Consider the following 25,328-nt stretch of genomic DNA (forward strand, 5'->3'; position numbering starts at 1 on the left):
CCTGTGAATTTGCTTCTAAGTGGAGAAACGGCTACGTCGTCCTTAATAGGCCGGTATCCGTTTCAATTCACTTCCGGAGCATGGGCTTAATTCGTTGCACCCGCTTCTTTCTTCTACCCCTGCTTAACCGCCCATGGAAGCAATCAAGCGACTCAGCGGGGCATGATAGCGGGCATTGGTCGCAGCGGCTTCAGCCATGACGACATCATAATGTTTGATCGTCCCCATACCGTCATGCCGGCGGTAAGCCGTTAATGACTGATTAAGCATGACCGGAGCGTAACCGTTCAGGATAGCCCGGTACCACAGATCGTAGTCATGGGTATACGGAAGACCTTCATTGAACAGGCCTATGTCTCCGAATATTTCCCGCTTGAACATCACGGTGCAGCCGTTGATGGGATTGCCCTGCAGGAAACAGCGCAAGTAGTCCAGCTGGTTATGAAACACAGCTGCTGCATTCAGCTGGGTCAGCTGCGAATCCCCGTTGATGAAGTTGAAATTGGTGTATGTGATCAGCAAACGGTTCTGCTCCATGAAAAGAACCTGGTTGTTGATCTTGTCACGATAGAACATATCATCCGAGCTAAGCCACACCACATAATCCCCTGTAGAATGGGCAATACCGTGATTCAGTGCGGAGGCAGTACCACCATTGGCTTTGCCCAGGTAGTGAATATGCTGCAAATATGGGGTAATGCGCTCTGCATGCATGAATGATCCGTCATCAACCACGATAATCTCATAAGGCTGCCAGGATTGAGCCAAGGCGCTTTGCAGCGCCTGCTCAATATAAGGGCAATTATAAAAGGGAATGATTACCGATACTCTGGGCTTCATCATATTCTTCCTTCCTTGCCGGCCCTTGTATAGCCGATAATGTCCGCAAGTGACCGGTCCAGACCGATCCCCGGCTTCCAGCCGAGAACGGCAGCATTGTCCTCAGGTTCTTCCTGCAGTACTTCTCTATCAGCAGATGCAGAGGAAGGCTGCACTGGAACGGCAGATGCTGGGGAACCAGCAGCCTGACCTTCCTCTGCATGCTGCGGTCCCCAGTCCATCTCCACCGGAACCGCCGCATGAGCCAGCAGCTTCCCGGCAATCTCCCCAAGCTCCCGCTGCGCCCCGGAGTCGATCCGGTAGATCTTCCCGGTCTCTCCTTGATCCAGAATATAGCCATAAGCTCTAACGGCATCACGCACATCCAGAAAGTCGCGCAGGACATGCCGCGAGGACAGCCTGAATGCTGCAGGCCGGGCTTCCCCCTTAGCGGCCGCCTCTTCACTGCGCACAATATGCCGTGCCAGTAAGGAACAGAAGCCGGTGGACGGTCCGGGACCAATCAGATTGGAGGGCTCCGCCATCAGAACAGGCTGTTTGAACAGCGTCCCCCAGGCCAGCGACACCAGTTCCTCCAGCGTCTTGCTGAGACTGTAGGGATGTGGCGGACCTGCCGCGGAATCCGGTCTGTACTTAAGCCGGGAGCCGGCCACCAGGATACGGCTGGCCGGCTGGAAACGCAGCGCCTCAAGCAAATACAATGTAGCCATTACATTAGTCTCCATATAGAGCAGCGGGTCTTGCCAGGACTCCGGAACCGAGTTCTTGCCTGCCAGGTGCAGCACCTGATCCGGCATGACCTCTCCAATCATCCCGGCGACAGCCTTACGGTCGCCGAGATCACAGATATATTGCTGAACGCCTGCCGGGAAGACGGAAGCTTCCGCTGCGCTGCGGCGTACCACAGCGGTCACTTCAGCTCCCTCAGCCGCAAAATAAGCCACGGCGTGCCTGCCGGTAAAGCCGGCGGCTCCGGTTATCAGCAGCCTCCGGCCCTTCATGTCGGCATCTCTGAGCCGTGCATAAAGTCTGCGAGCTCCGCAAGCATCTCGGGATAAGACGGTAATTCGAAGTTCACGTCGCTCCTGGTGTTGACCAGCGTCCGGTCCTGAACATGTATCCGTTCGGGGATGATCTCGACATCCTCCTTATGAAATGCAGACTGCATCATCTGCAGCAGTTCATATTTGCTCACCGGCCGGGGATGGGCCAGATGGATCAGCCCGGACAGATCAGCGTCCAGCAGGGAACTGATCACTTTGGCCAGCTCCAGTGTGGTGACTCCGTTCCACATCACACGTTCATAGCCGGTTACCCGGCCCTTCTGGGCCAGGAACCATTCCATGAGCCCGATGCCGCCGGAGCGGATTTCGGGACCAATAATGGAGGTGCGGATCGTCAGGTGGCCGGGGTCACGCACTTCTCCAAGGCTTTTGGTGATGGCATAAACGGATGTGCCGTCAGTGGCATCCTCTTCCGTGTACCCGCCGCGTGTTCCTTCGAACACGCAGTCGGTACTGATGTGGATGAGCCGGGCATGGACGCTGTCCGCTGCCCGCCGCAGACGGTGGGGAAGGAATCCGTTGACATGGTAAGCGCCGATTACGTCACGTTCGGCGAATTGATTCAGTACACCCATTGCATTAATCATGCAATGGGGAGAGACGATTTCGACCAGTTTCTCTACGCCGGCAATATCATCGGCATCCACATACAGCCCGCCAAGATCGTTCTTATCCCGGGTTGTATGGAAGACGTGATGCTTGCCCTGGCGGCGGAAAAAATCCGCCAGCATGTGACCCGCCATACCGTTTCCGCCGAGGATAAGCAGCTTCACTTGAGGAACCCTCCCCGGATCAGAATGTCCTTGATCTCTGCCTGATCCATCAGATTGTTCTCCGAGCTGAAGCTGTTGAAGGACACATGCGGATATTTGCGGTAGTGCTCCTTCAGCTCCGGCATATCCAGAGTAGGAAGAATAACCAGATACTGCTCATCGTAGACAACGGTAGTTAAGCTCTCGAAATCACTCATGAGGATCTCATGGATTTTTTCCCCCGGGCGGATTCCAGCCTCGATCATACTGACATCTCTTCTGCCCGAAGCTTCGATTAGTACCTCCGCCAAATCCACAATCCGGCAGGTTGGCATGGTCATGACGAAGATCTCGCCGCCGATGCTGACCTCAGAGGCTTTGAACAGCAGCGTGATGGCATCGCGCAGGGTGAAGAAGAAGCGGGTCATATTCATATCTGTGATCCGCACTTGTCCCTTGTCCTTGATCTGCTTCATGAATAAGTGAACGACACTGCCGTTCGTACCCAGAACATTGCCGCCGCGCACCGTTACAAAGCGGGTGCCTGAACCGATCAGGTTGGCGTATACGAACAGCTTCTCACCGATCGCTTTGGTCATGCCGTAGAAGTTCGACGGATTCGCTGCTTTGTCGGTTGAGATGTAGATCGCTTTTTCCACATTATTGGCAATCGCTGCTTCGATTACATTCTGCGTGCCGACCACATTGGTCTTCAGCGCCTCGTACGGCTGGTCTTCACAGACAGGAACATGCTTGAGCGCCGCCAGATGGAACACATAATCCACTCCACGGCATGCAGCCACGAGGGCATCCTTGTCACGGATATCGCCGATGACGAAGCTGAGGCGCTTATCCTCATATTCACGGCTCATGGCTACCTGTGCAGACTCGCTGCGGGAGAATACAATGATTTCTTTGGGATGCTGCGGCAGCAGTTGCCGGATAAGCTCATGCCCCCAGGAACCGGTACCGCCTGTGACCAGAATCCGTTTATTATTGAACATGCAGGTTCCCTCCAAGCAGAAATTTAACTACTTTAACCGAGACATCGGGGGTCAGGTACCCTTCCGGCGCCTCCCAAGCAGGCTTAAGCGACGTCATCAGCCGGGTGCAGCGCAGAATGCTGTTGTGATCTATGCCGGACACTACATTACTTCCGCAATCGACCGTCTCCGGACGTTCTGTGGTCCGGCGGATGGTCACTGTCGGCACCCCCATCAGGCAGCATTCCTCTTGAACGGTGCCGCTGTCCGTAATGGCGCACAGCGCATAACGCTCCAGATGGACAAAATCAAAAAATCCGAAGGGCTCATGGAATTCCACCAGCGGGTTCATCGTCAGCGGGAACTGCTCCGTAAGCTTGGAGCGTGTACGGGGATGGATGCTGCAGATCAGGCGGAGTCCATAATGTTCAGCCACAAGGTTAAGTCCCGACATAATATGGAGCAGGGATTCAGGATCATCGACATTCTCGGCCCGGTGGGCAGTCACCAGCAAATACCGGCCTGCTTCAAGGTTCAGCCGGGATAAAATATCACTGGACCCGATTTGCTCCTCATAATGCGTAATCACCTCATGGATCGGATTGCCGGTTAACACGATACGCTGGCTGGGAAATCCTTCGCTGAGCAGATGTCTTTTACTCTGCTGGGTATAAGGCATATTTATGGTCGAGACGGCATCTATGACACGGCGGTTTTTCTCCTCCGGCACTTTCAAATCGTAGCAGCGGTTGCCTGCTTCCATGTGTACGACAGGAATACCCATCCGCTCGGCAAGGATTGCACACAGTGCACTGTTGGTATCGCCGAGCAGCAGAATCCGGTCCGGCTTCTCCTGAAGCAGGATACTCTCCAGGCTCCCGAACATGGCGGCCAGCTGGCCCCCGAGTCCGGCCTGCTTATCCTGCAGCACATAGTCCGGTGCGCGGAGTCCCAGCTCGGCGAAGAAAATCCCGCTGAGGCTGGCCGTGAAATTCTGTCCCGTATGCACCAGCAGATGCCGCTCCGCATGCTCATCGAGCAGCGGAATGATGACGCTGAGGCGGATGATCTCGGGCCGTGTGCCCAAAATCGTCATGATCTTCATGGGTTCACTCCCCTTTGATTATGGCCTGCCCTTAAGGAAGGGCAGGCGGTTCTGTCAGAGCTGGCGCCGGTCCGGCGCAGCGGCGGTGCCGGCTCGCCGCCAGGAGCGGTGGATTCAGGGGCATTTATGCCCCTGATTGGGGCGATTCCGGCGGGTGGAACGGATTCAGGGGCATTTGTGCCCCTGATTAGGGCGATTCCGGCGGGTGGAGCGGATTCAGGGGCATTTGTGCCCCTGATTGGCGCGGTTCCGGCGGGTTGGGCGGATTCAGGGGCATTTGTGCACCTGGTTGGCGCGGTTCCGGCGGGTTGGGCGGATTCAGGGGCATTTGTGCCCCTGATTGGCGCGGTTCCGGCGGGTGGAGCGGATTCAGGGGCATTTGTGTCCCTGATTGGCGCGGTTCCGGCGGGTTGGGCGGATTCAGGGGCATTTGTGCCCCTGATTGGCGCGGTTCCGGCGGGTGGAGCGGATTCAGGGGCATTTATGCCCCTGATTAGGGCGATTCCGGCGGGTGGAGCGGATTCAGGGGCATTTATGCCCCTGATTAGGGCGATTCCGGCGGGTGGAGCGGATTCGGGGGCATTTGTGCACCTGATTGGCGCGGTTCCGGCGGGTTGGGCGGATTCAGGGGCATTTGTGCCCCTGATTGGCGCCGTTCCGGCGGGTGGAGCGGATTCAGGGGCATTTGTGCACCTGGTTGGCGCGGTTCCGGCGGGTTGGGCGGATTCAGGGGCATTTGTGCCCCTGATTGGCGCGGTTCCGGCGGGTTGGGCGGATTCAGGGGCATTTGTGCCCCTGATTGGCGCGATTCCGGCGGAGGCTGGCGCAGCGCCGGCAAAGTGCCGGTCCGCGGACTCCCCGCGGACCTCAGGCCGCCTTGCGCCGCCGTCTTCCCCGGCGGCGCGCATGGCCCGCGCGGCGGTGCTTGCCGCCGCCGCTGGACTTCCGGCGCGCGGAGCCTGCCGCGCGCTTCTTACGGCGCGGGCGCGTTCCCGCCGCGCGCGCCCGGGCTTTGGCGCGGCGGAGCCTGCCGCGCCGGAGCCTCGCGCCCCGCAGCCGTGCGGCGCGGCGCGAGGGGCGTACCCGCGGCGCCTCTGCCGCGGGGGCGTCCTCCCCGCCCGCCGGCGGAGCTGCGGGCGGGGCTTCTTCGGCGCCGCTGACTTGCGGCGGCGCGAGGCAGTAGCGGAGATGCCACCTCTCCGCTAAGCCGTGCAGGCGGGCGCGGTAAGCCGCCGGGCCGTAGACGGCCTCGATGCGTTCCCGCGCCAGGCTGCCAATGGCCGCCGCCATGGCCGGAGCGGCCAGCAGCGTGTTCACCCGCTCGGCCAGCGCACCGATGTTGGCCGCAGGCACAAGCAGCTCACCGCAGCCCGCAGCGTTCAGAATCTCCCGCAAGCCGCCGGAATCATAAGCGACCACCGGCTTGCCGAAGGCATAGCCTTCGAGCGCCGTCATGCCGAAGCCTTCACGGATCAGGCTGGGAACGACCAGCAGATCCATGGCGCAGTAGGCTGCGGGCAGACATTCTTCATATCCGACAAATCTGAACCGGGAGGTTAGCCCCTCCAGCTTCACTTTGCGGACACAGCGCTCATAATAGCTTTTGTCTCCAGGGGAGCCCACTACAATGTAACGGGCTGCCGGATGCTGCTCATGCACAAGGACAGCCATTTTGACGAAATGCTCCAGACCTTTTTCTTTATTAATGAAGGAAGAGACATAACCGATCAGCGGTTCCTCCGGTGCTATCTTCAGTTCATTCCGCCGTTCTCCCCGGAGCTTGCTCCAGGCCTCAAACATCATTTCCGTTTCATTCCAGGAAGGGGGAAGCTGGGTTACCTTGCCTTCACGGATATCCTCGGGGAAGCAAGCCGCAGCCGTCTGCGAGATAGCCAGAATCTCATCGCTGTAGTTATGGATCAGCTCCACGCTGATCGGAGTGAACTCGTTATCCGTAATAGTCTCGGAGATCTTCCAAACCACCGGAATACCCAGCGATTTCGCGGCCATCGGCGGCAGCGCGTGCACACAGGTACTGGAAATAATGAACGACGGGCGCACACCTGCAAGCCAGTCACTCAGCTCCTGATACTCCCGGCTCTCCTGAAGCTTGCGGATGTCTGCCGGAAGGCCGGCATATGGAGTGTACATTCCATAGACAAGCGGAATAGATAACAGCTGGACATCGATTCCGTAGCTCCGGGCCAGGCGCGTCAGCTTCCCGTCCTGCGGGGCTACGAGGATACAATTAAAGTAAGGAGACAGCTCCCGGCTGAAGAATAACAGCAGCTTCTCCGCACCCGTAATACTGCGTGTATTGGAGACATGGGAAAAGAGGACGATTGTAGCTTTGTCGGCCATGGTGTCTCGGCGCTCCCCTGCGAGGGGCTGTGGAGCAGCCATTCACCTCCCTAAAAGTTTTACGAAGCTTAGCATCAGGCATTCTCATCGCAGTAAAACTCGCTTCGGAAGCATAAACTTAAGTTTTACGAGCATTCACCGCAGAGCATTTCTTCGTGTAAAACTCGCTCCGTAAGCATCCGCTAACGTTCACGAATCATCACTGCGTCTTACTTACTTTCTTTCATCCGGAGGATATCCGCCGCAAGCAGGCTAACATCATAACCCGGTACTCCATCCAGTATATTGAGGGGGCACAGATGCCGGCACGACACCTGTCCCCTGTGATGCGCACATTTTTGAAGCATTCTGCGGGAGATTTAGCCGTAAATGACCGCCAGCAGCTGGTTCAGGCGTATGGTGTAGGTGTGGTCCTTCAGGGTCCGTTCAAAAGCGCGCAGCGCCATATCCCGGCGTTCCTCCTCATGCGTCAGGTAGAAACGGATTTTGTCCATCATTTCCTGCGGGCTTGAGAAGGTGTCAATCTCTTCCCCGACCTTATAAAAGGAACCCATGTCATCCCGGGCGTCGCTGAGCTGCAGCGTGCCGCTGGCGGCGATTTCGAAGGTACGGGGATTCGGCGATGCAGCCGGAATATACAGCGTATTGTTATTGGCTACTTCATCAATGTGGGAACGGTGCAGGTTGATGACAATCTTCGAACCGCTGTAGGTGACTGCCGTTTCCTGCGGAGACATCCATTTGCCGATCTCAATCCGGTCACCATAGATAGGCGCTTCCGGCAGACGGTCCCACCAGATTCCGTTAATTACCGTGTTGTAGCTCATCAGCTCCGGCATGATATCGCGGAAGAAATTGATCCGGTTCCAGTAAGCAGACCCGATGAAGCTGACATCGCGGCTGACCGGCGAACGTCCGGTAGTCGGGCGGTAATGCTCGCGGTGGGCGGCAAAAGGCAGATAATGAACTTCCGCGCAGCCAAGGCCGCGGTAGATTTCTATGCAGTTACGCTCCAAGGTGAATACATAATCATAGTGTGCAACGATTTTCATAGTGAAGTCCGTGTAGTACGGATCATCTGTAAGCCATATCGCCGTCTTGATTCCTGAGCTGCGTAGAATAGCAACCTGCTCCAGCGGTAAATCCAGACCGTCCAGAACCAGGACCAGGTCCGGACGCTGAGCCGAAGCCAGCTCTACCAGATTCTGACGGACATCGGTAATCGTCACTTGGGTGGTCAGTCTTTGCAGTGCGAAGAGTACCGCATCATCAAGTGGGGAATACGGATACCCTTTGCCTGAAGCCACGTACATGACATGGATATTGCGCACCGGAAGCGGTTCTTCCGGCCGGCCATCCAGAATCGCCAGGCGTCCGCGCAGGTAACCTTCGTCGTATCCAACCTTGAAGCCGGTCAGGCGGCCACTCAGTTTCTGCTCTTCTGCAGGAGTCCGCGGCAGAGGCGGCGCAGGCATTATAAATTGATTATTCATGTTTATTCGCTCCTTCTATCCCATAATGGATTTCACCCTTGTGCAGCAAGAACTCCCAGCAAATGAGGCAGACGCGCGGTAAACGTGTGGTGGCGCAGTGTCGTCTGCAGTCCCCGCAGCGCATACTGGCGGCGCTCCTTCTCATGCTTCAGGTAATAGTCAATTTTGCGCTTCAGCTCGTCGGCAGAGGCAAAGGTCTCCAGATCATGACCCGGACGGTAGTGGCTGCCCAGATCCTCACGGATATCAGTCAGCTGCATCGTTCCGCAGGCACTGATCTCATAGGTCCGGGGATTAATGGAGAGAGACGGCAGCTGGAAGGTATTCCGGTTGTCCTGCCCGCCTTCCCACGGACGGTGAATATTAATGACAAGCTTGGCACCGCTGTAATAGTTGGCCGTTTCCTCGGGAGGGATGAAGCCGCTTTTGATGAATGGAGACAGTTCTTCGAAGGTGTTCAGCCGTTCCCAGAAGCCGCCGGCGATCATCACCTTCTTGCCGCGGAGGAACGGGGCCAGCTCATCGAACAGCTCCGTCCGGTTGCGGAAGGCATTGCCGATAAACACAACATCGTATTGATACTGCGGTCCGGTACGGCGCGGGTAGAACATCTGCGGGTTGACACACAGCGGAAGGTAATGCACTGAAGTCACACCCAGCGAACGGTAGAATTCCACGCAGCCCAGTTCGTGGGTAAACACGTAATCATAGTGCCGGCAAATGACAGATGTGTCCTCGGTAAAATAAGGGTCATCCACAAACCAGATTGCTGCCGGAATACCCAATTTTCTTATTTCCGTGATTTGTTCCAGATGATTCTCGGGAAACACATGCAGCCCGTTCATCACAAGCACCGCTCCCGGCGACTCACGCGATGCCACCTCCAGCATGGTTTCCGGAGAACAGATAATTAGCTCACTGACCAGCTGCCGCAGCGCTTCTGCTACTCCCGTGTCTATCGCCTGAAACCCTTGGGGAACATACATCAGCTTAAACGGCCGGCATGCACCTACTACAGGAGTATTCAGACGCTTCACGGCTTCGCACAAGCCGAGATGGTACCCTTGCGTGTAACCGTCTCGGTAATCCCGCGGACGCACGTTTCTCTTTTTTGCTTTCACGGCCTTCACCCTGCCCCGTCATATTCTCAAGACAGTGTACTATATGCGGAGTCAGCATCCGCCTCATGGACATCTGTCTGTATCGCGGCGAAATTGGCACATGCCCCCTGTCTTTCGCCCGCATGGCCCGAACCTTTGCAGATTTCATCCACTCCAGTTCCCTGCAAAGTGAGGGGTTAGCGCCGAAGCCTTCAGTCGGGTACTTTGCGGGCACCCCAAAATTCATATAGAATCAAAAGATCAACCTTTCCATCTATCCGGCTAAGAGGAGGGATTTAGAAATGAGTTCGATGTATGACCCGATGCTCTATCTCCGCCATGTAGACCTGCTTCGTGAACAGGTGCCTTCCTTTGATACCTATCCGTTTAATCTGCCGGTGGTGCGGGCTTTGGAGCGGATTGCTTTTCAGAAGCAGGTTACATTCCTTGTAGGGGAGAACGGAACAGGGAAATCGACTGTACTGGAGGGAATCGCAGCCGCCTGGGGGTTCAATCCGGAAGGCGGAACGCTGAACTTCTCATTTAACACCCGAGCCTCGCATTCGAGTCTCTATGAATATCTGCGGATTGCCAAAGGGGTCAAGCGGCCGAAGGACGGCTTCTTCCTGCGTGCGGAGAGTTACTACAATGTGGCTACTTACATCGATGAGCTGGACGAGGAGCCCGTGGCGGGCTCGGAACGTTTTATCAAAGACTCCTACGGAGGTAATTCTCTGCATGAGCAGTCCCACGGAGAATCCTTCTTCTCCACTTTCGTCCACCGCTTCGGCGGACAGGGCATCTATATTCTGGACGAGCCGGAGGCCGCCTTGTCCCCCTTGCGGCAGATGTCGCTGCTGGTGCGGATGCATGAGCTGGCAGCACAGAACTCCCAGTTCATCATCGCCACTCACTCCCCGATTCTGATGTCCTACCCGGGTGCGGATATATTCCTGCTGGAGGGAGAGAATATCACGCCTGTGGCTCTGGAAGACACGGACCACTATGCGGTGACACGGGCCTTCATGACCGACCGGCAGAGAATGCTACGTGAGCTGTTGGGTGATGATTATGCTTCGGATGCTTTGGACACATAATAGAAAACCTGCTCCAATGTCCAAAGAAGCTTATCCACAACAGACGAATATCTTATTTTCCTATACACTCAAAAAAGACACTTTAGCGGCACATCTGCCGTTAAAGTGTCTTTTGAATTTGATTCTCTAATAAAGCTGGTCGTCCTTCTCTGTATTGCAATCACTGTATTCATTTAGGAGCGCATCCAGCTTCACCGATTGGCGAAGCACCCTTACATCCTGCATCCCGTGTTCCAGGGCTAGTTTGTTCAGTTCCTGCCTTGCCTGTTCAATTCTGTCCTTGTAATCATCATTACGCATAGCGGCCCCCTTGTAGGATGAGGCTGTTCCAAGCCATTTTCCACTCTTTTACTAAAGTTCCAAACACATTGTATTCTATATTCTCAAAAGGGTCAATTAGAGGTTTTCAGCGCAAATAGGTTTCAGAAACATGACCAGCTTGTGCACCACCCAGCCAAACATAGCCACAGCCATCATATCGAAACAAACATTGAACAAAAACAGATGCTTGCCGATATCCGCCCGGCCGTCGCCGAGGATTGGCACCAGGAACGAGAATAGTCCAATCAGCCCCAGCAGCAGCAGCAGCTCTCCGGCGATCCGCCCCGCCGGTTCTTGTGCCCGGAAATAATGGTACAGCACTCCCGCGTAATAAACGAGATAGAACAAGACCAGGAAACCTAGCGAATTCGGAACATGATTATTTTTGAATTCACTCCACCCGCTGTATGCATAGGCTACGGCCCCTGCCGTCTTGCCCTCACTCTTCTCATAGCTTCCGAGATAATAGGGACGGATGGACATGCTGTTCCTGGCAGCATATTTCATGTTATCTATCAACCGGTTAGGATGCTTCATATAGAAGAAAAGTACATCTTTATGGGATACCCGGTCATAGAAATCTGTTGTAAGCGAAGGATCATCCTGCTTGATCGCTGTATCTCCCTGAAAATAATTTGTACCCGCCAGCACTTCCAGCCGCTCCGGCAGCCCCAGATCGCGCAGATCCCCGCGTACATCCGGCGACTCGTTCAGAATTCCGAAGAAAACCGTCTGATAGAGGTTGATATGCTTGAGTTCCTTCGGCGCAGCCACATACATGATTACGGACACGAGCGCCGTTGCCACCGCGAACCGCAGCGCCAGCTTGCGCCAGCTGCCTGTTCCATTCAGTGTCCGCAGACGGAGGAAGATCAGCGCAAACGCCAGGCCGACGGGTGCATTCTGAATTTTGGAGCAGATCAGGAACAGCACGGCGATGAAGAAGAGCGTCAGTTCTTTGGGTGTCGGCCGTTCCTGCCCCGTCAGTCTCAGACCCAGCGCAAAGGTAAGCAGCATGAATACCATGGATACCGGTTCGCCGAATAAGGAGTTGAAATAGGCCAAATATCCGATATCATAAAAGACAAACAAAATGCCCGCACCCAGCAGCAGACCCGTAATATTGGAGCCTTTGGCCACCAGCTTCACAATCAGCCAAGTCGCGGTAAGCAGCAGCAGCCCATATACGCTGCCCAGCAGGCGGATATCAAAATAACTCCCGTGAACCAGCCCGGCGAGCAGTCTCGGAATCAGCACAATTAGAATCTGCGAGGAAGGATAAAAGCCCGTGAACAGATTTTCATAGGAAAACCTGGAATGACTGAAGCTGAAAAAGCGGTCGGCATAGCTCTCCGCAGCATCATAATAATTCAGTCCGATCGTATTCATCATCCGCAGGAAATCGCCGTTGTCCGCAACTCCAATGAATGGCCTTATGAACAGCAGGTAGATGATCAATATGGAGCCGGCCAGGGTTATGAGATATTCCGGTTTTAATAGTCTTTTCATAATTCCTCCTAGCGCTGCGGAAGCAGCTTCACATATTCATCGGACAAGCCCATCAGCTTCAGGATATAGTCATAATCGGTCTGATATTTACTGAAATCCTCCACCGGCTCATACGTATCCAGCGAGATGGCCTCTCCGTCCGCGAAGCTTTTCCCGGGCACGAACATCACCTCATCATTAAAAAAGGAGCCTGTAGGCAAATAATAGCGCATCCCTACCACATTGCTGTCAATGTTCAGCAGATCATGCCCAAAAGCGGTAAAGCCTTCATCCTTCAGCGATACCCCCAGCAGGTTGGCCACAGTAGGAAGCACATCCAGCTGTCCGCCGGTCCGCTCCACGGCCTGCCCCTCCTTCATGCCAGGCACATGAATGATGAGCGGAATATTGAAGCGGCTGATCCGGTCATCATACGGGATTCCTAGCGCTTCCTCCACCTGCTCCGCCGGGACATCCTTCGGCTGCAGGCCGAAATGGTCGCCGTACAGCACCAGCACAGTATTCTCCCACATGCCCTGCTGCTTCAGCCCGTCAATTAAAGTACCAACCGCATAATCCGTATAATTCACTGCAGTCAGGTAATCGCCCAGCATCGTGCCCTGCAGATCCTCCGGAACCTTAATCTTCTTGAAGCTGTCCGGAATCTGGAACGGATGATGGCTGGAGGCTGTTACAAGCTGGGCATAAAAAGGCGTACCCTTCTTCTGCACCGCTGCCAGCTTCTCCACGGCAGTAGCATACAGCTGCTCATCGGAAGCTCCGAAGGCGTTAAGGTGGTCATTCTTGAAATATCCCTTGTCATAATAGCCGTTGAAGCCTAGCGCCGGATACAGCTGATTGCGGTTCCAGAAGCCAACCTTGTTCACATGGAAAGTGTACGACTCATACCCTTTATCCCGCAGCAGACGCGGCAGGCCCGGCAGCTCCCGGTCTCCGAAGCCCGTTGACATCGCAAGTGTTGCAATCGGATAGATTGAGGTGTTGCTCATGAATTCCGCATCCGAGGTATTGCCCGGACCGACCTGCTGGAAGACATGCGGGAAATAAAAGCCCTCTCCGGCCAAGCCGTTCAGCACCGGTGTCAGCTCCTGCCCATCCAGTGACTGATGCAGCGGGAAATTCTGAAAAGCTTCCATTTGGATTACAATTACATTTTTACCCTTTTGCGATCCAAAATAATCCGGCAGTCCCCCTGCGATATCCTTATATGGATAAACAGCTTCCAGCGCCTCCACCTTGGCTATCGTTTCATTAATATCTCCTGTGCCGGTGAGGCCGTTATCCTCCTGGGCCTTGATCGCCGCAACCACCTCATAGTTCAGAAATCCGGCGCTTTCCGCCTGAACCAGCTCATTCGTAATTCCGCGTGCAGAATCAATGGAATAGGCCGACAACGAACCGCCGCCGATAATAGCCACCAGCAGGGCGACCAGATAGACTCTCCGGGCTCTGCGTGAAGGCTGACTGCCACGCTGCTGCTGTACCGAACCATTCTTCCATCTGCGGAACAGCAAGTAGCTCATCATGATCACCAGATCGGCAAAAAACAGATAATCAATTAGCTCAATCGTAGATTCTACGCTTTCTTTCACCTGGAACACCTGATTCAGCTCATAGAGCGCCAGATAGGTCGGCACCGAGCCGAAGTGGTTGAAGTACACACTGGCCCCGAACAGCAGCAGCGACAATAAGCCGTTAAAGCTCCAGTAGACAGCCTTCTTCATCCGCCCGGGCGTAATGACTGCCAGCACACCCATAATCAGCAGCACCGGTGCAATATCCACAGCAATCCATTCCCAGGCGATCCGGTCAAAAAACAAACCTCTCAGCAGCAGCAGCTTCAGCCAGACCAGTCCGATAACGATATAGAAATGAGCCTGCACCGGCGCATGTTTCTTGTCGTTCATAATAATACGATCCCCTCTTACTCTCTTTATTGAAAGTCTGTGTAAACTCTATTGCACTTTTCTGTAAAAGTTCAGATTTCTCTAGTATAGCAATACTTGAAATAGTTATCAAAACTGGAGATTCTATTAAAGTAAAAAGACGCCGCCCTGGCGGGGCATGCGTCCTGGTTAAAGCACTATTAATTCATTTGAAAATCAGGAATTCTATTCAGGGCTCATATTAAAAGATTATTCGACAGCGTCAGTCTGCTGCATCATGTAAAAGACTCCGTCCAGATTATACGAGCCGGTAATCACAGTTGCTCCGTCCGGGCTTTTGAAGGCAATCGTACCTATGCCCGACATCTCTTTGACAAATGTATAATCCTCCAGCCGGATGCCGAACATTTCATCGGCGATGGCAGCAGCCGCAAGCTGAAGCTTGGCCTTATCCATATCCAGCATATCCATCAGATTCGTATTTGGATCGGCGGAGCTGAATGACTTCTCATCGTAGAGTGAAATATCGAGTACTTGAATTATTTCTTGTGTAGCATAGTCCATAAGTACTGTAGTAGCCCCATGTTCACTTTCTCCATAGGTTAGAACGAGTATATCCCACTTCGTGGCCACGGTGCGGCTGATTGAGTATAAGTGCTCTGTTCCCTGCTCTCTAAGCAGCTTTATCGATTTAAGACCCGCCTGCTTCACTTCCGCAGTCACCTCATCCTCGCCCATTCTGAACGTCGAGCTGCGGTAGACGCCGTTCTCGTAATCAATCTGCCCTTCCTCTGCTATGAGACCGTCATCGGTCTGTATGCCCTGCTCATCAGCGTTTGTCCCGTAGTGGACGGAATGGTGAAGCGCGGTAACTGTGAATTCCCCCTTGTAACCAGCTTTCCGCAGCTGATCCATCGCTTGATCAATGAATTTAGAATCGATTTCTTCAGGAGTGAAAAAGGTATCCATATACGTCCGCACTACCTTGCCAGTCTCTGTTTCAAACCAGATTTTAGCAAAACTATCGCCATCTTTAAATTCAGCCAGGGTTTCTTCTTCCCCCTCGAGCTGCTCTAGGTTCACAAAGGGAAGCTTCTTTCCCAGCTGCTCAAGCATTACCTGTTCAGCGGTCGCCCTGAGCCCTTCATCCGTAAGATCAACCTGGCCCGCAACCGGCGGATCGATTATTCCGGTGCTGCTTACCTGTAACGGATTAAAGCCGCCAGACCGCCCAAACCCATCGCCTCCCAGAACCAGCGCCCCGGCTCCGAACAACAACAGGAGGATGACGGCGGCGGAAAGTATCCGCAGGCGGATCACCCTGCGCTGCCGGCCGGATGACAGCACCTGGTGTAGTGAGGAACCGTCCATTCCAATCTGCCGGGCCACTCTATCGGCAGCTTCTTCCGTAAATTTCATTTCCGGAAACGGGCCTTTACGGGCCAGTTCATACCACTGCGGCTCCCGTTCACGCTTATCCATTACTCCATCCTCCTTAGTTTGTCCTGGATTTTATGACGCGCGCGGTGCAGCCTCGATTTGACGGTGCCGGGGGATATCCGGATCAGCTCAGCGATTTCCCGGACCGACAGCTCTGCCTTAAGATCAAGCACCAGCACCTCACGCAGCTTATCCGGCAGCTTCATTATCATGCTCCAGATCTCATCCACCTGCCGGTTACCGAGATATTCCATCTCCGCCGAACGGGCAACAGCCGCCTGCCCCGCAGCATCCTGCCGCTCCTGAGGCGCAGCAGGTAACGGCTGCATCCCGCCCCACAGCCCAGAGCGGAAAAACCGCGATTTGCGGTAGGAGAATACCGTATTGCGGGCAATCGTGAACAGCCAGGTTTTGAGCGAGGAAGCTCCCCGGAAGGTTCCGATCCGGTAATAGCATTTGATGAACACCTCCTGCGTGAGCTCGTCCGCCTGATCACTGTTGTTAGTCAGAAAATAAATATAATTCCACACATCTTCCCCATAAAGCTTCATTATCTGCTGCAGCTGCTCTTCACTGATAGCCTCTGCCTGCTCCAATCCATCCAGTTCCAATGGGTTCACCTCACTATATTTGACCTCAAGAGTGGAAGGTGGGTTCACTTTTTCTAATAAAAATTTCATTCATCCTATCATCCAGCCTGCCTATAATACAATATTTCCGCTGATACAGCGTGTATTTTACCAAGTAGAAACGGCTACACCGTCCTTTTAAAGGACGGCTTCCGTTTCAGCGAGAAAGATAAGGAATATTTATTGCGCGAAGCATATAAATTCTTATCTCTTCAAAAAAAACAGAGGACCGGGGTCCCCTGCATCGTATTTAGCTTGAACTAGAGCTTTGCCCAGCGTTCGCCTAGACTTGTAGCTGCGTTAAAATGCCAGCCGCTACCCCAGCGGGGTGTTCACCAGCAGTCTTTTGATGGAACGGTTAGCTTCATGGAGCACGGTTTCCTTATCGACGGTCTTCAGCAAGCCCTTATGCATCAGGATTTGTCCGTCCACAATCGTCGTTTCCACATCCGCACGGGTGGCCGAATAGACAATCCGCGAGATTGGATCTACATCATAGGAAGGGAAGGTATGGAAATTGTACAGGTTGAGGATTGCCAGATCCGCTTTTTTGCCAACCTCGATACTGCCGATTTGATCCTCCATGCCCACCGCCTTCGCGCCGCCGATCGTTGCCATCCGGAACACACTTCTGGCGTCCATCGTGGTCGGCCCATGCTGCGGCTTCTGGATCACCGCCGCCAGACGCATTTCATTGAACATATCCAGGTTGTTGTTGCATGGGGCACCATCCGCGCCAAGGCTAAGATGGATGTGATCATGCAGCATTCCCGGAGTGTCGGCGATGCCGGAGGCCAGCTTCAGGTTGGAGCCCGGGCAGTGGCTGACATGAACTCCGCGGTCCCGCAGAATCCGCTTCTCCTCCTCATCAAGCCAGACGCAGTGGGCCAGAATCAGGCGCTCATTAGCCAATCCCAGATGATCCAGATACACCACGTTACGCATACCGGTCATCGCCTGTACAATCTCAATCTCCCCCAGATTCTCGGAAGCATGGGTGTGCACCTTGACCCCGTAATATTCCGAGAGATTACGTACCTCTTTCAGCAGCGGCTCGGTGCAGGAAATGACAAAACGCGGGGAAAACGCATATTGAATCCGCCCGTTGCCATATCCATTCCACTTCTCCAGCAGATCCACGCTCTCCTGAAGAGAAGCTGCGGTATCCTCCTGCAGCGCCGCCGGTGCATCCGCATTCTTCTGATCCATCATCACCTTGCCGGACAAGGCGCGGATGCCGCTTTTTGCGATTGCCTGGAAGGCAAAGTCTGTATGATTCACCGTCTCCATATCCACAATGGTCGTTGTGCCGCTTGTAATTAACTCCCCAATGCCGAGCATAGCGGAATAATACAGCGACTCCTCATCATGCGCCGCCTCCAGCGGCCAGATCCGCTTGCGCAGCCAGTCCATCAGCTCCAGATCATCGCCTTTGCCGCGGAACAATGTCTGGCACAGATGAATATGGGTCTGCACAAAGCCTGGAATCACCGTGCGGTTCTTGGCATCAATTACCGTCTCTTCCCCCTGCGCCTCCAGGCCGCTGCCGATCTCCACAATCAGATTATCCTTGATGCGGATATCCCCGTATATAATCTCCTCTTGCTTGTTCATTGTAATAATCTCCGCATGCTTGATCAGGATGTTCGCCATAACCCATTCCCCCTTGTTCTGTTGATGTCCAGCTGATGACTAACACAAAAAGGCCACAAAAATATGCCTCAGCATATTTTCGTAGCCAGAAATTTACGGTTCCCGGTAGAGACCCTTAAACCAATTATTAAGGATATACGAAAAGGACTATTCAATTGCTTCTGAATAATCCCATCATAAAGTAAAGACAACTTTTCTGTCAACACAAGTTATAAATATTAACATAAAACTATTTCGAACAGATTAAAATGAAATATTAGCTATTATTATCCTTATACATGTAATATAACATTACATAAACTACCCAGTAATCTCCTTCAGCACCTTCTCAAATACAGGAAAAGCCGCTACCCGGCCGGGAAAATGAATCTCGCCTCTCTGCACATAGCCAAGTGAAGGATAAATCTTCAGTGCCCTCTCGTTCTTCGCATAAGTGTCCAGCCGGATGCTGCTGTACCCGCTGCTGCGGGCGAGCTCTTCGGCGAATGCAATCAGCTGGCGGGCAATCCCTTTGCCCTGAATCTCAGGATGCACTGCAAGCCGGTGCATCATCAGATGCTGGCCTGTCTGCTGCGTCCATTCCACAGCTTCATATTGCTCAGCCTGATTCTCATCCAATACAAGAATACCGGCAATGGCCCCGTTGTCTATACAGACAAATAATGTACCTGCATCCATATCCCCCATAAGGACTTCGTGGTTCGGGTAGCTCTCATCCCACTGATCGCTTCCGCCTGCCTGCATAACTTGTACACATTTAGAAATCAGATCCATAATCTCCCCGATTTCGCTGCTCTGTGCTCTACGTATCTCATTCAGAGTCATGTATAGCCCCCGCTTTCCTACCCGGCATTTGAACCCGGTAAAGTTCTGTTAAGAAGTCTACCATATCCGGGCGAAAATTCCGATAGGCCGCCATTTCCAGTCTCGTCCATAGGCTATAGAGGCGGCAGGAGAACTTGCCAACCTCTATAGCCGTTCACCTTCTACTTCTAGGCCACGGCCGCTGCTCTCTCAGCCCAGCTCCAGCTTATGCCCGTCCTCGAAGCCCTTGGCGAAACCTGCGTCGAACCCCACGTTGTATGCTTCGGTGTAGCCCTGCTGAAAGGCGTCTCCCGGCGGCAGCTCCGGAGGGACGCCCAGATCCGGGGGGAGCGGGACTACCTGCGCTACCGGCGGCGCTTCGACTGCCGGAACAACCTGTACCGGCGGCTGAACCACATGCACCCTGCGGACAAGCCGGCGGCGGAGTCTTCTTTTCTTACGCAGCAGCGGCGCTCTCTTGCCAGTCTTGCGGATCAGTCCTCTGCGCGTTTTGCGTCCAAGGCCTCTGCGCACCCTGGTCTTCCGTGACAACAGCAGTGTGCGTCTGCGGCCCTTGCTGCCTGAGCGCAGCTTGCCAAGTCTCTTTCTCTTCATCTGTCTACTCCTCCTGTACTTCATCTACTTCTTGCAGCGGTACCCTCTGAGCAATCCTTGCTCAGCCATGGCGCAGCAGGAACTCCCTGTTTGGGCTCATGCAGTGAAATACCGGATATCATCCGGCACATTGAACTCTGGTACCCGCTCAGAATCCTGATATTGTCGCTCAGCTTGCGGGCTGTCAGCTCCGATTGCCCTGTAACTTCGGCAATGCTCTCGAGGATGGCTGCGAGCGCGGCTTGACTGCGGGCGATCGAGCGGATCATCTCCAGCTTGACGGCATGTTCGGAGAGAAGCCCGCCGCTCATTTGCTATCGTCTCCGAAGCTGAAGCCATCCCCGCCGTCTCCGCCGAAGTCACCGCCGCCCTCATCTTCACCGCTGCCCAGTACTGCTTTCAGATTACTGTACAGCCCGTTCTCCAGCTTCGTCAGCCCCTCCACCATCTCTACGATCACTTCGTGGATGGAGAGTGATTCCTTCAACTGGTCATCATGGGAGTCGAATGCTCTAGCGTGGATATGATGATGGGTCCACTGCTTCACTTTTTCCGCTTCCACCGCTTTGGCCTCGAGAATCATCGCGATGTTCCACTGGATTACAGCGGTCGACTCCAGCATTTGCAGATAAGCCTTTTCTCTGCTCATCTTCCGCCTCCTTGCGCAGGTTACGCTTTACTCTTCTTCCTGACCGTTTAGTTCCTTGATCACTCTGCCTACTCCCTCTGCCATCGCTTCTTCAAGATCGGCAAGTGCATTCAAGTAAGCAATAATGTTCTTGTTAACCTGACCTGAGCTTTCTACCAGCCCACTGAATCCGCCGAAATCAGGGTCCGCATCCGGCAGATCGTGAACTATTTGCGACATACGGACGGCTACGTGGCGTTCGGCGTCGAGAATCCGAGCCATCTGTTCGTGCGTATGGGCCATGTGCTGCAGGACTTTTGTAATTTTACTCTGCACCTTCATGTCTCCTTTGCTCAAACGCCCTGCTACAGCATATGCGGCATCAGCCGTGACGGTGCCGGAGATACTCCGCAAGTTATGAAGGACCGCGTATTTCATGACAGCTTAGAGCTGCGGCTCCAGAGGCTGCGGCTATTAAGTGGAAAAACGTCACCTAAATTAATCGAATGACCGGGAATCAGAGCAACAAGTGGAAAAAGAGCAACTATTTCTATATTGGCTGGGCAAAAAAGTACATTAGGGAAGAATTAAATGCCTTTTTTCCACTTAGGGTGGATACAAAAGACAAAACGGGATTATTAAGTGGAGAAAATCCAACTGCTTCCTTCGAGACGGACTGGAGGGGCAGTGGCGGAGAACTCGTGGGGCAATAGCGGGGAACTCGTGGGGACTGGAGCGGATAAGGCCACGGCTAACGGAAAGGTTACCGGCTGGAGGATATTGACAATCAGCTCAACAGCAGACTATGCTTGGTTGATATTGTAGCTTTATTATTGTTGTCCGGATCTATGTATCCGGCGTGGAACTGGAGGTAATCTATGAGACTTACAGACAACCGTCTGAATCTGCGGCCCCTGACTGCAGCTGAACTGGCGCTGGCCTTGGACAATTACGCGGCGGCGGAGCAGTCGCTGAGCTTGAACGTAACCGCATCCCCAACTCTGCTGGACGACGAAGAAATGCGTTATGCCATGCGGGTACGGCACACCAAGGTTCTGCAGGATGAGCAGAACTATCCGTGGCTGACCAATTGGGCTATTATTCATCAGGAGGAGCAGCGGATTATCGGCTTCCTAATCCTCAAAGGCGGGCCGAATGAACAAGGCGAGGTCATCCTTGGTTATGTCATCGATGAGAGGTACTGGGGGCAAGGCTACGCTACGGAAGCAGTGCGGCACATCACGGCCTGGATCTTCAACCATTCGGATGCACGCTGGGTTATTGCGGATACCGAGAAGGATAACACTGCCTCGCACCGCGTGCTGCAGCATCTGGATGCAGAGCTGTACCGGGAGACCGAAGACCTGCTCTGGTGGAGAATCCCCCGGCCCGCCATCGGCTTTAGCTCCGCTGAGAATACAGGTACTTTGCAGGGACCCCAAAGCATATAAATTCTAATCTATACTAAAAAAGCTGCCCCTCAGGGCAGCGTATCTCTCAGCTTTTCTCCGGCTTCGCGCAAGGACTGGAACGTTCCCGCGTCACTCCACCAGCCCTTGAGCACATCATAACTAAGCTTGCGCTCTGCGGCATAAATATTGTTCACGTCGGTAATTTCCAGCTCCCCCCTGTTGGAAGGGGATACGCGGCGGATAATATCGAATACCGCTTCGTCGTACATATAAATGCCTGTCACACAGAATTTAGTCTTCGGACGCTCGGGCTTCTCTTCGATATAAGCAATCAGGGACGAATCTCCGCTGTCAAACACCGGAACCCCGTATCTCCGCGCATCATCGACCGGTTTCAATAACACCTTCGCCGACCCCTGCGGCTGCTGCAGATAACTCTCCACATAAGGCTTCAGATCATCCATAAAAAGATTGTCACCAAGCAGCACAACAAACCGTTCCCCCGGCAAAATAAATCCTTCTGCCAGCTCGAGCGCTTCCGCGATGCCTCCTGCAGCTTCCTGGATTTTGTAAGTCAGGGATACTCCGAATTCCGCGCCGCTGCCCAAGAAGTCGGTGTACTGTCCTGCAGACTGTTTGCTGATCACCAGGAGAATATCGGTTATCCCCCCCCGGCGCAGCCGGTCAATGCCGTAACACACCATAGGATATTTGCCGACCGGAAGCAAATGTTTGTTCATAAGCCGGGTCAATGGGTAAAGCCTTGTTCCTGTTCCGCCCGCCAGTATGACTCCTTTCACTTACTTTCCTCCTCTTTATCTATGTCTTAAGCCTTTGGCCTGGCTCCTCAGATGAATTGTGCGGGATCTACATGCCATTTCTCCATAAATAATCTGCGGTTACGCTCTACCAGCTCCTGAAGTGAGGACGAGTAGACTTCCTTGAAGCTGGCGCTGCCTTCATGATGTACCAGACAATCTCCCGCGATCAGCAGCCGGTACCCCCTAATTCTGGCGCGGTAACAGTAATCATCATCCTCGTAATGTCCCGGTGAAAAGCGTTCATCCAGCAGGCCGATGATATCCATGAGCTCTCTTTTAAATAATAAGCACAGCCCTACAAGCCTTCTGGTCTCCAGCCGTTTCGCCGCATCCGGAGCATTCGCCAGACGGGCTTCAGCATGATAACCTGCAATATCCGTATAACCCGTCTCCACCTGCTGCCGTCCGCTGGCATAATTGGTCACCGGACCGACCATCCCGATATCCGGGGCGCAGTACAAGGCGCTCTTCAGATTCGCCAGCCAGCCCTGCGACACAATAACATCATTGTTCAGCAGCAAAAGCTCATCTCCCGCAGCCAGCTGCAACCCCAGATTGCAGGCCAGCGGAAAGCCGCGGTTCTCCGGAAGGGAAACAAAAGTCAGCTTATTCGTGCGGCAGTAAGCATCCGTTCCGTCACTTGAAGCATTGTCGACTACAATAATTTCATAGGGTGAATCCGTATACGCCCTAATTGATTCAACACAGGAACGCAGCAAGCCGAGCCTGTTATACGTTGGAATAATAATGCTGGTCAGTGTCATAGGGCATTCCTCCACGCGGCCATCTGCCGGCGTTGCTCCTGCAGATGGCCCTCGGACAACTGCCCGCTTGCCTGCTGCTCTCCAAGAACCTGGGCCAGCGCCTCGGCATGATCACCGGCGATCAGCTGTTCCATCGCATTTCCGGCTCCTGTGTTGCTCTGGCGCAGCCGGTTATGCTTGATCACATTCACCGTGCCTGCCTTCTCCACCCGCAGCTGCCGCATAATCGAGAGCGCATGCGCTTTCGGCGGCACCATAAGCTCACGATAGCCGATAAGCTCCAGCGCCTTCCTTGACAAGCCATGGGGAACAGCTGTCATCGAGCTGACGCCCAGATCACTACGGCCCAGTACGGCATTCAGATACATTTTGCAGCGGGTAACCGCATCACTGAGGGCAAAGGGCGGCAGCAGATGATCAAGATCATTCAAGGCTACATCAACACCGCCATCCACCGCCTCCGCAAAAAGAGACATCTTCCGGGCGGGAATCACCATATCCCCGTCCAAGAACAGCAGAATATCCCCCCGGCTGAGCTTGGCACCAAGCGACCGCCCCACATCATGTCCGGCAGATTCCGGAATATGCACAATTGTCGCCTGGGGGCACAGCCGGGTATGCTGGAAGCTGCGGTCGCTGCAGCCGTTAAGCACGACAATAATTTCCAGCGGCTTAAGCCGGGTTACCTGATCAAGCAGCTTCAACAATGTCTGCTCCTCATTCCTGGCCGAGATAACCACGGACAATGAACCGTGCAGAGCCGGCAGCTGCTGTCCTGCTCTGCTGCCGGCAGCATTGCGGGAGGTAGAAGCCCCTGCGGCCGTGCGGCGGGAACCCGCTTTACCGGCCGCCGGCCGCCGGACAGCTGCGGCTTTGGCGGCGATGCTCCGGCGGGGTGAAGTACCGGCTGATTTGGCCGCCTTACTCCGGGAGGCGGAGCTGCCCAGCCGGGTGCGCCGGGCAGAAGCCCTGCCGCTGCCCGATGCTTTTACACGGGAAGATACGTGAAGCTCCTGCCGATGTCCGGGTGAAGGCTCCAGTGCTGCTGTCATCTCACCATCCCCCTTCGCCGGTTGCCGTCAATGAAGCCTGCTCGTTCGCCTCTGCGCTGAAGGACCAGACCTGCCGCATCCAGATGATCTGTGAGAATAACCTCACGCAAGGGATCCGTTCCCGCCCGCTTGGGCCGTACGGCATTCAGCCTGCCGACCGGCACCTTATGCACGGCCTTCACCTGCAGGCCCTCAAGCACCGCAAGCGCGTGTGCCAGAGGCGGCCGTGACAACACGCTCCCCAGAGAGGCAAGAGCTCTGCGGCTGAGTGCATGAGGCACCGCCGTCAGCGAACAGCCCTTCAGGTCCGGACGGCCAAGCATAATGTTGAGCACATGCTTGGAGAGTACCACCGGATGCGGGAATTCCTGGCGGACCGGACCGGAGTAATCATTCAGAGCCACATCTGTTCCACGACTGACTGCGGCCACAAAGGGACGCAGCTGTGAAGCGTTAAGCACAAAATCCCCGTCAATGAAGAGCAGGACCTCTCCCTTGGCCGCCTCTGCTCCAACACTGCGGCCCACATCATGACCGAGCGGCTGCTCGAAGTGAATGACATGTGCCCCCAGGGACAATGCAATCTCTGCCGTATTATCGGCAGAACCGTTAACCACAACAATAACCTCACAGCGGGGATGGACTTCCCTGGCTCCGGCAATCACCTTGCCAATCGTTCCGGCTTCATTCATAGCCGGAATGATCACCGACACATAGGGAGCGGGGTGATTGGCCGCAGGGAACGGCACGGCAGGGCGCACCGGCCGGGAAATCCGCCGCTTGGGTTGCAAAGCCCGCCGCCCCGTGCGGCGGGCAGATGTACGTGTGTGCTTCAAGCTCATCCACCTTCCTTGCAGGGCATGGTCTCCGGGCTGAGGGTTACATCACAGTCTATGTAATCCGCTGTCCCGGGTAACGGCAAGTGTCTCCCTTCGTGCAGAAATTTGGACAAATGCCCTCCCGCTGCCGGAGTCCGGTTGAACCCGGATTTCGCAGGCC

25 protein-coding genes and 1 riboswitch are annotated in these 25,328 nt (G+C 54.5%); of the genes, 2 read left to right on the forward strand and 23 right to left on the reverse strand.

Annotated elements, in window-relative coordinates:
- Positions 1-123 precede the first annotated feature (123 nt).
- From R50912_RS26930 to R50912_RS26970, 8 genes are all read right to left on the reverse strand, one after another.
- The gene (locus R50912_RS26930) at positions 124-840 is read right to left on the reverse strand and encodes a glycosyltransferase (protein WP_042243386.1); all 717 of its coding nucleotides are present in this window, start codon (positions 838-840) and stop codon (positions 124-126) included.
- Positions 840-1,841 (reverse strand): NAD-dependent epimerase/dehydratase family protein, encoded by a 1,002-nt coding sequence (locus tag R50912_RS26935; RefSeq protein WP_042239238.1) that lies wholly within the window; start codon positions 1,839-1,841, stop codon positions 840-842. Before R50912_RS26935 ends, R50912_RS26930 begins: the two co-directional genes overlap by 1 nt.
- The gene (locus R50912_RS26940) at positions 1,838-2,677 is read right to left on the reverse strand and encodes a dTDP-4-dehydrorhamnose reductase family protein (protein WP_042239242.1); all 840 of its coding nucleotides are present in this window, start codon (positions 2,675-2,677) and stop codon (positions 1,838-1,840) included. The genes R50912_RS26935 and R50912_RS26940 overlap by 4 nt, the downstream gene beginning before the upstream one ends.
- Positions 2,674-3,660 (reverse strand): polysaccharide biosynthesis protein, encoded by a 987-nt coding sequence (locus R50912_RS26945; protein ID WP_042239245.1) that lies wholly within the window; start codon positions 3,658-3,660, stop codon positions 2,674-2,676. The genes R50912_RS26940 and R50912_RS26945 overlap by 4 nt, the downstream gene beginning before the upstream one ends.
- On the reverse strand, positions 3,650-4,744 hold the full coding sequence (wecB, locus tag R50912_RS26950; protein ID WP_042239248.1) for a non-hydrolyzing UDP-N-acetylglucosamine 2-epimerase: 1,095 nt from the start codon (positions 4,742-4,744) through the stop codon (positions 3,650-3,652). Before wecB ends, R50912_RS26945 begins: the two co-directional genes overlap by 11 nt.
- Positions 4,745-5,611: 867 nt before the next feature.
- The gene (locus tag R50912_RS26960) at positions 5,612-7,105 is read right to left on the reverse strand and encodes a glycosyltransferase (RefSeq protein WP_052416715.1); all 1,494 of its coding nucleotides are present in this window, start codon (positions 7,103-7,105) and stop codon (positions 5,612-5,614) included.
- Positions 7,106-7,464: 359 nt separating this feature from the next.
- Positions 7,465-8,598 (reverse strand): CgeB family protein, encoded by a 1,134-nt coding sequence (locus R50912_RS26965; RefSeq protein WP_052416716.1) that lies wholly within the window; start codon positions 8,596-8,598, stop codon positions 7,465-7,467.
- Between the two features lie 32 nt (positions 8,599-8,630).
- On the reverse strand, positions 8,631-9,728 hold the full coding sequence (locus R50912_RS26970) for a CgeB family protein (RefSeq protein WP_442950494.1): 1,098 nt from the start codon (positions 9,726-9,728) through the stop codon (positions 8,631-8,633).
- A gap of 272 nt (positions 9,729-10,000) precedes the next feature.
- Between R50912_RS26970 and R50912_RS26975 the strand changes: the two genes are divergently transcribed.
- Positions 10,001-10,795 (forward strand): AAA family ATPase, encoded by a 795-nt coding sequence (locus R50912_RS26975; RefSeq protein WP_042239257.1) that lies wholly within the window; start codon positions 10,001-10,003, stop codon positions 10,793-10,795.
- 126 nt (positions 10,796-10,921) lie between these two features.
- Here R50912_RS26975 and R50912_RS34545 read toward each other — a convergent pair whose 3' ends face one another.
- The 11 genes from R50912_RS34545 to R50912_RS27025 form a co-directional block, all read right to left on the reverse strand.
- Positions 10,922-11,095 carry an aspartyl-phosphate phosphatase Spo0E family protein gene (locus R50912_RS34545; RefSeq protein WP_081956676.1) on the reverse strand — a complete coding sequence of 58 codons (174 nt, stop codon included), beginning with the start codon at positions 11,093-11,095 and terminating at the stop codon, positions 10,922-10,924.
- Positions 11,096-11,191: 96 nt separating this feature from the next.
- A complete protein-coding gene (wsfD, locus tag R50912_RS26980; protein ID WP_042239260.1) occupies positions 11,192-12,625 on the reverse strand; it encodes a glycan biosynthesis hexose transferase WsfD in 1,434 nt (477 codons plus the stop codon).
- Positions 12,626-12,633: 8 nt separating this feature from the next.
- Positions 12,634-14,532: an LTA synthase family protein gene (locus tag R50912_RS26985; RefSeq protein ID WP_042239261.1), complete on the reverse strand. Its 1,899-nt coding sequence runs from the start codon at positions 14,530-14,532 to the stop codon at positions 12,634-12,636.
- 228 nt (positions 14,533-14,760) lie between these two features.
- Positions 14,761-15,993 (reverse strand): hypothetical protein, encoded by a 1,233-nt coding sequence (locus R50912_RS26990; protein WP_042239264.1) that lies wholly within the window; start codon positions 15,991-15,993, stop codon positions 14,761-14,763.
- Positions 15,993-16,631, reverse strand: coding sequence for an RNA polymerase sigma factor (locus tag R50912_RS26995; protein WP_081956677.1), 639 nt, complete (start codon positions 16,629-16,631; stop codon positions 15,993-15,995). The genes R50912_RS26990 and R50912_RS26995 overlap by 1 nt, the downstream gene beginning before the upstream one ends.
- Positions 16,632-16,895: 264 nt before the next feature.
- A complete protein-coding gene (locus R50912_RS27000) occupies positions 16,896-18,233 on the reverse strand; it encodes a 5'-deoxyadenosine deaminase (RefSeq protein ID WP_042239267.1) in 1,338 nt (445 codons plus the stop codon).
- A gap of 62 nt (positions 18,234-18,295) precedes the next feature.
- Positions 18,296-18,394, reverse strand: a riboswitch (purine riboswitch).
- A 139-nt stretch (positions 18,395-18,533) separates the two neighbouring features.
- Positions 18,534-19,058, reverse strand: coding sequence for a GNAT family N-acetyltransferase (locus R50912_RS27005; RefSeq protein WP_042239269.1), 525 nt, complete (start codon positions 19,056-19,058; stop codon positions 18,534-18,536).
- Between the two features lie 189 nt (positions 19,059-19,247).
- A complete protein-coding gene (locus R50912_RS36075; protein WP_216626658.1) occupies positions 19,248-19,652 on the reverse strand; it encodes a FliH/SctL family protein in 405 nt (134 codons plus the stop codon).
- Between the two features lie 20 nt (positions 19,653-19,672).
- Positions 19,673-19,963: a hypothetical protein gene (locus R50912_RS27015; protein WP_042139766.1), complete on the reverse strand. Its 291-nt coding sequence runs from the start codon at positions 19,961-19,963 to the stop codon at positions 19,673-19,675.
- Positions 19,960-20,301: an alpha-helical endospore appendage domain-containing protein gene (locus R50912_RS27020; protein WP_042239271.1), complete on the reverse strand. Its 342-nt coding sequence runs from the start codon at positions 20,299-20,301 to the stop codon at positions 19,960-19,962. The genes R50912_RS27015 and R50912_RS27020 overlap by 4 nt, the downstream gene beginning before the upstream one ends.
- Before the next feature lie 27 nt (positions 20,302-20,328).
- The gene (locus R50912_RS27025; protein WP_081751236.1) at positions 20,329-20,622 is read right to left on the reverse strand and encodes a nucleoside-diphosphate sugar epimerase; all 294 of its coding nucleotides are present in this window, start codon (positions 20,620-20,622) and stop codon (positions 20,329-20,331) included.
- A gap of 536 nt (positions 20,623-21,158) precedes the next feature.
- Here R50912_RS27025 and R50912_RS27035 point away from each other — a divergent pair.
- Entirely contained in the window at positions 21,159-21,731 is a 573-nt protein-coding gene (locus R50912_RS27035) for a GNAT family N-acetyltransferase (protein ID WP_042239278.1), read from the forward strand.
- Positions 21,732-21,760: 29 nt separating this feature from the next.
- Here R50912_RS27035 and R50912_RS27040 read toward each other — a convergent pair whose 3' ends face one another.
- The 4 genes from R50912_RS27040 to R50912_RS27055 are packed head-to-tail and all read right to left on the reverse strand — an operon-like array spanning position 21,761 to position 25,171.
- Complete coding sequence (locus tag R50912_RS27040; RefSeq protein WP_042239281.1) at positions 21,761-22,492, reverse strand: sugar phosphate nucleotidyltransferase; 732 nt, start codon at positions 22,490-22,492, stop codon at positions 21,761-21,763.
- A gap of 47 nt (positions 22,493-22,539) precedes the next feature.
- Positions 22,540-23,277, reverse strand: coding sequence for a glycosyltransferase family 2 protein (locus tag R50912_RS27045; protein ID WP_042239283.1), 738 nt, complete (start codon positions 23,275-23,277; stop codon positions 22,540-22,542).
- Entirely contained in the window at positions 23,274-24,329 is a 1,056-nt protein-coding gene (locus R50912_RS27050) for a glycosyltransferase family 2 protein (protein WP_081956678.1), read from the reverse strand. The genes R50912_RS27045 and R50912_RS27050 overlap by 4 nt, the downstream gene beginning before the upstream one ends.
- A complete protein-coding gene (locus R50912_RS27055) occupies positions 24,326-25,171 on the reverse strand; it encodes a glycosyltransferase family 2 protein (protein WP_042239285.1) in 846 nt (281 codons plus the stop codon). The genes R50912_RS27050 and R50912_RS27055 overlap by 4 nt, the downstream gene beginning before the upstream one ends.
- Between the last annotated feature and the right edge of the window lie 157 nt (positions 25,172-25,328).

It is taken from the genome of Paenibacillus sp. FSL R5-0912 (genome assembly GCF_000758605.1).
GTDB lineage: Bacteria > Bacillota > Bacilli > Paenibacillales > Paenibacillaceae > Paenibacillus_AQ.